Genomic DNA, 6537 nt, shown 5'->3' on the forward strand with positions numbered 1-6537 from the left:
TTCCCTATGTTCTTGGGATCGCTGTTTTTCTTTTTGCTTTTTCTACCATGATCTCCTGGTCTTACTACGGAATGCGTGCGTGGACCTATCTTTTTGGAAAGAGCAAACGATCAGAAATGATCTATAAACTTTTATTCCTTGTTTTTGTGGTAATAGGCGCCTCGGTTAGTTTGGGGGCGGTGCTCGACTTTTCTGATATGATGATCCTGGCTATGTCATTTCCAAATATTATTGGTCTCTATATTATGTCTGGAGAAGTTAAAGGAGATCTTAAAACCTATTGGCAAAAATTAAAGTCGAATCAGCTTTATAAAAAACAACAAGCATGAAACCAAATCTGTCAGCCTTCATCGCTTTTTTGCTGCCGTTGTTCAGTTTTTCACAAGAAAAGGCGGAGATGGGACTAGATGAGCGCATAAACGCATGGTTTGAGCCCATAACGGCTGTCTGGGAAGGAATTGTCTTTTGGCAGGTACCCGGTACAGGCATTCCCCTGGTAGTGATCATCCTTGTGTTAGGGGCAGTATTTTTTACCTTGTATTTCGGATTTGTAAATATTCGAAGATTTCCCCTGGCTATTAATGTAGTAAGGGGCAAGTACGACTCCGTTGAATCTCCTGAGGGCCACGGGGTAGAGAAAGCCGAAGTAAATATTGTGGATGGAGACCTGCCAGACACTATAAGGGATGAAAGCAAACAAGGTGAAGTAAGTCATTTTCAGGCCCTTGCAACCGCAGTTTCGGGTACGGTAGGACTAGGAAATATTGCCGGAGTTGCTCTGGCCATCGCCATTGGAGGGCCCGGTGCTACTTTTTGGATGATCGTCTGTGGCTTATTGAGTATGAGTACAAAATTTGTGGAATGTACCCTGGGTGTCAAGTACAGAGATGTAGATGAGAACGGCACCGTATATGGGGGTCCTATGTATTATTTATCCAGAGGTCTGAAAGAGCGTGGTTTTACAGGTTTAGGCAAGGTGCTGGCAGTTGTTTTTTCGGTCCTATGCGTTGGTGCTTCTTTTGGAGGTGGTAATGCGGTTCAATCTAACCAAGCAGCGGAACAACTGTCTGCCATGATGGGCTTAGAAGGTGGTTCTTCTGGTTTTTTTATTGGTGTTGTACTCGCAATTGTTGTGGGGATAGTGATCATAGGAGGGATCAAAAGAATTGCTTCGGTTACCGAAAAAATAGTCCCATTTATGGCCGTAATCTACGCATTGGCCTGTTTGGCAGTAATTTTTGCCAATTTCTCATATATAGATGATGCCTTTGTTCTGATTTTTAAAGGTGCATTCACCCCAGAAGCCGGACTCGGTGGTTTATTTGGTGTTCTGATAGTAGGATTCAGACGGGCTGTATTTTCTAATGAAGCCGGGGCAGGGTCTGCGGCAATAGCCCACTCTGCAGTTAAGACTAAATATCCTGCCAGTGAAGGTATCGTGGCACTTTTAGAGCCGTTCATTGACACTGTGGTTATTTGTACTATGACCGCGTTGGTCATTATTTTCTACAATAGCGGTGGGGTCTTTGAATACGGAGGTGATGGGGCAGGGAATGTAATAGTAGATGGAGCCTCTCTTGGAGGTGTAACACTAACTTCCCTGGCTTTTGAATCTGTATTACCCTGGTTTCCTTATGTTCTAACCTTGGCAGTGGTGCTTTTTGCGGTATCTACCATGATTTCCTGGTCGTATTACGGACTGCAGTCATGGAAATATTTGTTTGGCCGCAGTAAAACTGCAGATTTAACCTATAAATTGCTCTTTGTAATATTCGTGGTTATTGGGGCATCAGCATCTATGGGAGCAGTATTTGCATTCTCAGACGCCATGATCCTCGCACTTGTATTTCCAAATATGTTGGGGCTCTTATTTTTATTCCCAAAAGTACGGGAAGAGATGACCAAGTATTTGGATGCTATTAAAGCCATGAAGAAATAAATGGAAGAAAATGAGATCCCACCTCCGGTTCACAAAACAGGAAAAACGTGGGATCTTTTTTCTTCTGTTGCTCATAGCCGGGCTGCAGTTTGGGTATTACCTGTACACCGGCCAAACTGTTCGTAACACAACCTCTAATTTTGCAGTAGACAGTATCGTTACTATTTATATAGATAGCGTTAAAACATCTCAACTACTAAAGGAAGTGCAGCCTCTAAAGGTATTTAACCCTAATTTTATTACCGATTATAAGGGATATGTATTGGGCCTAGCACCATCCGAATTAGACCGGATATACGCTTTTCGAAAACAGGGTCTTTTTGTCAATTCTGCCCGGGAGTTTCAGAAGGTGAGTCAGGTGTCAGATTCTCTTTTGGCAGTAATAGGGCCCTACTTCAAATTTCCCTCATGGACCAAGGTTGCAGACATTGAAAAAGACACTGATTTTGTAAATGCCGAGTACGCAGACATTAACACCGCTTCCGAAGCGTCCCTGCAGCGTATTTCAGGTATAGGTGAGGTGCTGTCCAAAAGGATCATTGCATTCAGGAATAGTTTAGGAGGATTCGTGGATATCGAACAGCTTTTTGATGTGTATGGACTAAAACCGGAGGTAGCCAGAAGGGCGATGAAGCTATTTAAAGTAATAAGTGTCCCTGATATTAAAAAGATACCTTTGAATACTGCAACTGTCAATGATCTTGCCAGCCTAGTGTATATAAATAAAGGACTTGCAAGACGAATAGTGCATTATAGAGATAGTATAGGACAATTCGATTCAATTGCAGAATTAACAAAAATTGAAGATTTTCCCACAGATCGAATAGGTAGAATTAAGTTATATTTGTCCCTAGAAAAATTGCTACTATGATCACTGAAACAATGTCTGAACTCAGTTTTGACTATTCGGAAACCCAACGCATGGTCGCTGAGTCGGCCCGGGAATTTGCCGAACAACATATCCGCCCATATATAATGAAATGGGATGAATCTCAGGAGTTTCCTGTGGAGGTCTTTAAAAAGGCTGGGAAAATGGGATTTATGGGAATATTGGTGCCTCAATCATTAGGAGGCTCTGGTCTTGGCTATCATGAGTACATCGCTATTATTGAGGAAATCTCTAAGGTAGATCCTTCCATAGGTTTATCGGTTGCAGCCCATAATTCTCTTTGTACCAATCATATTTTATCTTTTGGGAATGATGAGCAAAAGGAACGATGGATCCCTAAACTAGCCAGTGCAGAATGGATAGGTGCCTGGGGGCTCACGGAACACAATACCGGTTCTGACGCCGGAGGCATGAGCACCACAGCTGTTAAAGACGGCAATCATTGGATCCTGAATGGAGCCAAGAATTTTATTACCCATGGAAAAAGCGGGGATGTAGCCGTGGTAATTGTCCGTACAGGAGAAAAAGGTGATAGTCATGGTATGACTGCCTTTGTCGTAGAGAAGGGTACCAAAGGATTCTCTAGCGGAAAAAAAGAAGATAAATTGGGAATGCGCGCCAGTGAAACGGCCGAATTGGTTTTCGACAACTGCCGTATCCCGGATGAGAACAGGCTGGGTGAAGTTGGGGAAGGATTTATACAATCTATGAAGATACTCGATGGCGGAAGAATTTCTATAGGGGCGCTTTCCCTTGGGATTGCCAAAGGGGCTTATGAGGCATCTTTGAAATATTCCAAGGAGCGGGTTCAATTTGGGAAGCCAATTAGTGCATTTCAAGGTATATCCTTTAAATTGGCCGATATGGCCACAGAAATAGAAGCCTCAGAATTGTTGTTGCACAAGGCAGCCTTTTTAAAAAACCAGGGTAGAAAAATGACCAAATGGAGTGCGATGTCTAAAATGTATGCCTCAGAAGTCTGTGTGAAAGTGGCCAGTGAGGCAGTTCAGATCCATGGTGGTTATGGCTATACCAAAGATTTTCCGGTGGAGAAATTTTACAGAGATTCCAAGCTTTGTACCATTGGGGAAGGAACTACGGAAATCCAAAAGGTGGTGATCGCAAAGAATATTTTAAAATAAGTTTGTTTCATTTCATTTATTCCTTTTATATTTGCAGTCCCTAATCACTAAAGAAAGGAGGTTGTAGCCAATGTTAATTATACCAGTAAAAGAAGGAGAAAACATTGATAGAGCGTTAAAACGCTTTAAACGAAAGTTCGACAGAACAGGTACTATGAGACAGCTGAGAAAACGTCAGCAGTTTACAAAGCCTTCAGTAGAACGCAGACAACAGGTCCAAAAAGCCCAATACATTCAGGGACTAAGAGATCAGGAAGAGATATAATACTCAAAAATCACTAAATAGAAAAATCTTGCTACGGCAGGATTTTTTTTTGGACAGAACTCAAGGCTGCTTTTGTACCTTTGTCGTATGGCCATTGCAGCATTTATATCCTATTTATCCCTCGAAAAGAAATACTCGCCTCATACGGTAAAGGCCTACGAAAAGGATCTGACCGACTTTTGTGTTTTTTGTAAAACAGCATACGAACTATCCAATATTGAGGATGCTTCTTATCCTATGGTCAGAAATTGGATCGTTAGCCTGGTGGAAACCAAGATCAGCAATAGGAGTGTAAACCGCAAGGTGAGCTCTCTAAAATCGTATTTCAAATTTCTGATGAAAACTGGTAGCATTCAGACCAATCCATTGGCCAAGCATAAAGCCTTGAAAACGGCTAAAAAATTGGAGATTCCATTCTCTGAAGCAGAGATGGAAGAAATGCTGAACGTACTTCCGTTTGAAAATAGTTTTGAAGGTGTTCGGGACCGGTTGGTCATAGAGCTGTTATACGCCACAGGCATGCGCAGGGCAGAGCTCATTAACCTGAAGCTGCAAAATGTGGATATTTCCAACCGCAGTATAAAGGTTTTAGGGAAGCGAAACAAAGAACGTATTATTCCCTTATTGGAAAGCACGATACACCTCTTTATAGAGTATTTTACACTGCGAAAAGTGATTGAAAATGGTGAAAATTCCCAAACAGTTTTTATCACTTCCAAAGGCAATAAAATCTATGAAACGCTTGTTTATAGAATTATAAATGGATATTTTAGTAAGGTGTCTTCTAAGGTAAAAAAGAGTCCACATATCCTGAGGCATACTTTTGCGACGCACATGCTCAACCAGGGGGCAGATCTGAATTCCGTGAAGGAATTGTTGGGACATGCAAGTTTGGCATCTACTCAGGTGTATACCCACAACAGTATTGCCGAACTAAAGAAAGTGCATTCCAAGGCACATCCCAGGAATAGATAGTAAAGCAATTGTGAAGTAAATAATAAGTGTAACTCAATAAATGTTGATCTATGAAGGTAAATACCCAATCTGTTAATTTTAACGCGGATATTAAATTGATTGAATTCATTCAGAAACGCTTAGACAAGTTGGAGGTATTTTATGATAGAATCATCAATGCGGATGTGTATTTAAAAGTGGAAAATACCAGTGCCAAGGAGAATAAAATTGTGGAGATCAAAGTACATATACCAAAGGACACTTTTATTGTAAAAAAACAATGTAAATCCTTTGAAGAAGCTATCGATTCGGCCTGTGATTCTCTGCAGCGAAAACTGGTTAAAAAGAAACAAAAACCAAGGGTTTCGCCATCTTTAAAATTTTTGTAAAATAGTTTTGTTTAATATAAAAATTATCTACATTTGCAGTCCGTTAGAAATAGCGGACTTTTTTATGCTTTAAAAAGGCGGTTAAGCCGATGTAGCTCAGCTGGCTAGAGCAGCTGATTTGTAATCAGCAGGTCGTGGGTTCGAGTCCCTCTATCGGCTCCAAAGTTCATTAAAAAGCATGGAGGGGGAGATACTCAAGCGGCCAACGAGGGCAGACTGTAAATCTGCTGACTACGTCTTCGCAGGTTCGAATCCTGCTCTCCCCACGAGTAGTTGCTGAGAGCAGTGCAGAAGGAATTTGTTAGTGCTTGCTTAAGGTAACAAATACGATCGGGATTTGTCCCTGACATAGTGAGAATACCAAAAATTGCGGGAGTAGCTCAGTTGGTAGAGCGTCAGCCTTCCAAGCTGAATGTCGCCGGTTCGAACCCGGTCTCCCGCTCAGAAGGGCGGAATGTCGTCACGCCGTTGGCGTGATCTCCCGCTCAGAAGGGCGGAATGTCGTCACGCCGTTGGTGCGACCTTCTGTTCAAGAACTTTGAGTGAACGTTTGCCGTTTAGGGTAGGGTTGTGAGGGTATGGTCCAAGATCCCTGAACAAGAAAACACAAACCCAAAAATTGCCGACGTAGCTCAGGGGTAGAGCGTTTCCTTGGTAAGGAAGAGGTCACGGGTTCAATTCCCGTCATTGGCTCAACGGTAATGTATTAGTAACAATTAGAACAAAGAACAAAAACAAGTAGCAATGGCTAAAGAAACCTTCGACCGTTCCAAGCCTCACGTCAATATCGGGACCATTGGTCACGTTGACCACGGCAAAACCACCCTAACAGCGGCCATCACCACAGTATTGGCTGAAGCTGGACTATCTGAAAAGAAGAGCTTCGATTCGATCGATAACGCTCCTGAAGAAAAAGAGCGTGGTATCACTATCAACACCTCTCACGTGGAGTACAGTAC

At 42.2% G+C, this 6537-nt stretch carries 8 protein-coding genes and 4 tRNA genes; all 12 read left to right on the forward strand.

Annotated features, from left to right (window positions below; genetic code table 11):
* The coding region (locus tag WBM49_RS08955; RefSeq protein ID WP_424371712.1) for an alanine:cation symporter family protein at positions 1-329 on the forward strand (329 nt) is incomplete at its 5' end.
* Positions 326-1939, forward strand: a complete 1614-nt coding sequence (locus tag WBM49_RS08960; protein ID WP_424371713.1) for an alanine/glycine:cation symporter family protein — start codon at positions 326-328, stop codon at positions 1937-1939. The genes WBM49_RS08955 and WBM49_RS08960, both read left to right, overlap by 4 nt.
* A 10-nt stretch (positions 1940-1949) precedes the next feature.
* Positions 1950-2810, forward strand: coding sequence for a ComEA family DNA-binding protein (locus tag WBM49_RS08965; RefSeq protein ID WP_424371714.1), 861 nt, complete (start codon positions 1950-1952; stop codon positions 2808-2810).
* Positions 2807-3970, forward strand: a complete 1164-nt coding sequence (locus WBM49_RS08970; protein WP_424371715.1) for an acyl-CoA dehydrogenase family protein — start codon at positions 2807-2809, stop codon at positions 3968-3970. The genes WBM49_RS08965 and WBM49_RS08970 overlap by 4 nt, the downstream gene beginning before the upstream one ends.
* Positions 3971-4040: 70 nt before the next feature.
* Positions 4041-4235, forward strand: a complete 195-nt coding sequence (rpsU, locus tag WBM49_RS08975; RefSeq protein ID WP_424371716.1) for a 30S ribosomal protein S21 — start codon at positions 4041-4043, stop codon at positions 4233-4235.
* 87 nt (positions 4236-4322) lie between these two features.
* Positions 4323-5210 carry a tyrosine-type recombinase/integrase gene (locus tag WBM49_RS08980; RefSeq protein WP_424371717.1) on the forward strand — a complete coding sequence of 296 codons (888 nt, stop codon included), beginning with the start codon at positions 4323-4325 and terminating at the stop codon, positions 5208-5210.
* Between the two features lie 50 nt (positions 5211-5260).
* On the forward strand, positions 5261-5578 hold the full coding sequence (gene hpf / locus WBM49_RS08985; RefSeq protein ID WP_424371718.1) for a ribosome hibernation-promoting factor, HPF/YfiA family: 318 nt from the start codon (positions 5261-5263) through the stop codon (positions 5576-5578).
* A gap of 85 nt (positions 5579-5663) precedes the next feature.
* Positions 5664-5740: transfer RNA gene (locus WBM49_RS08990), tRNA-Thr, on the forward strand.
* A gap of 22 nt (positions 5741-5762) precedes the next feature.
* Positions 5763-5844: transfer RNA gene (locus tag WBM49_RS08995), tRNA-Tyr, on the forward strand.
* A 103-nt stretch (positions 5845-5947) separates the two neighbouring features.
* Positions 5948-6020: transfer RNA gene (locus WBM49_RS09000), tRNA-Gly, on the forward strand.
* 179 nt (positions 6021-6199) lie between these two features.
* Positions 6200-6271, forward strand: a tRNA-Thr gene (locus WBM49_RS09005).
* Between the two features lie 51 nt (positions 6272-6322).
* The coding region (locus WBM49_RS09010; protein ID WP_424371719.1) for a GTP-binding protein at positions 6323-6537 on the forward strand (215 nt) is incomplete at its 3' end.

It is taken from the genome of Muriicola sp. (assembly GCF_049669965.1).
In the GTDB taxonomy this organism is placed as follows: Bacteria; Bacteroidota; Bacteroidia; order Flavobacteriales; family Flavobacteriaceae; genus Muriicola.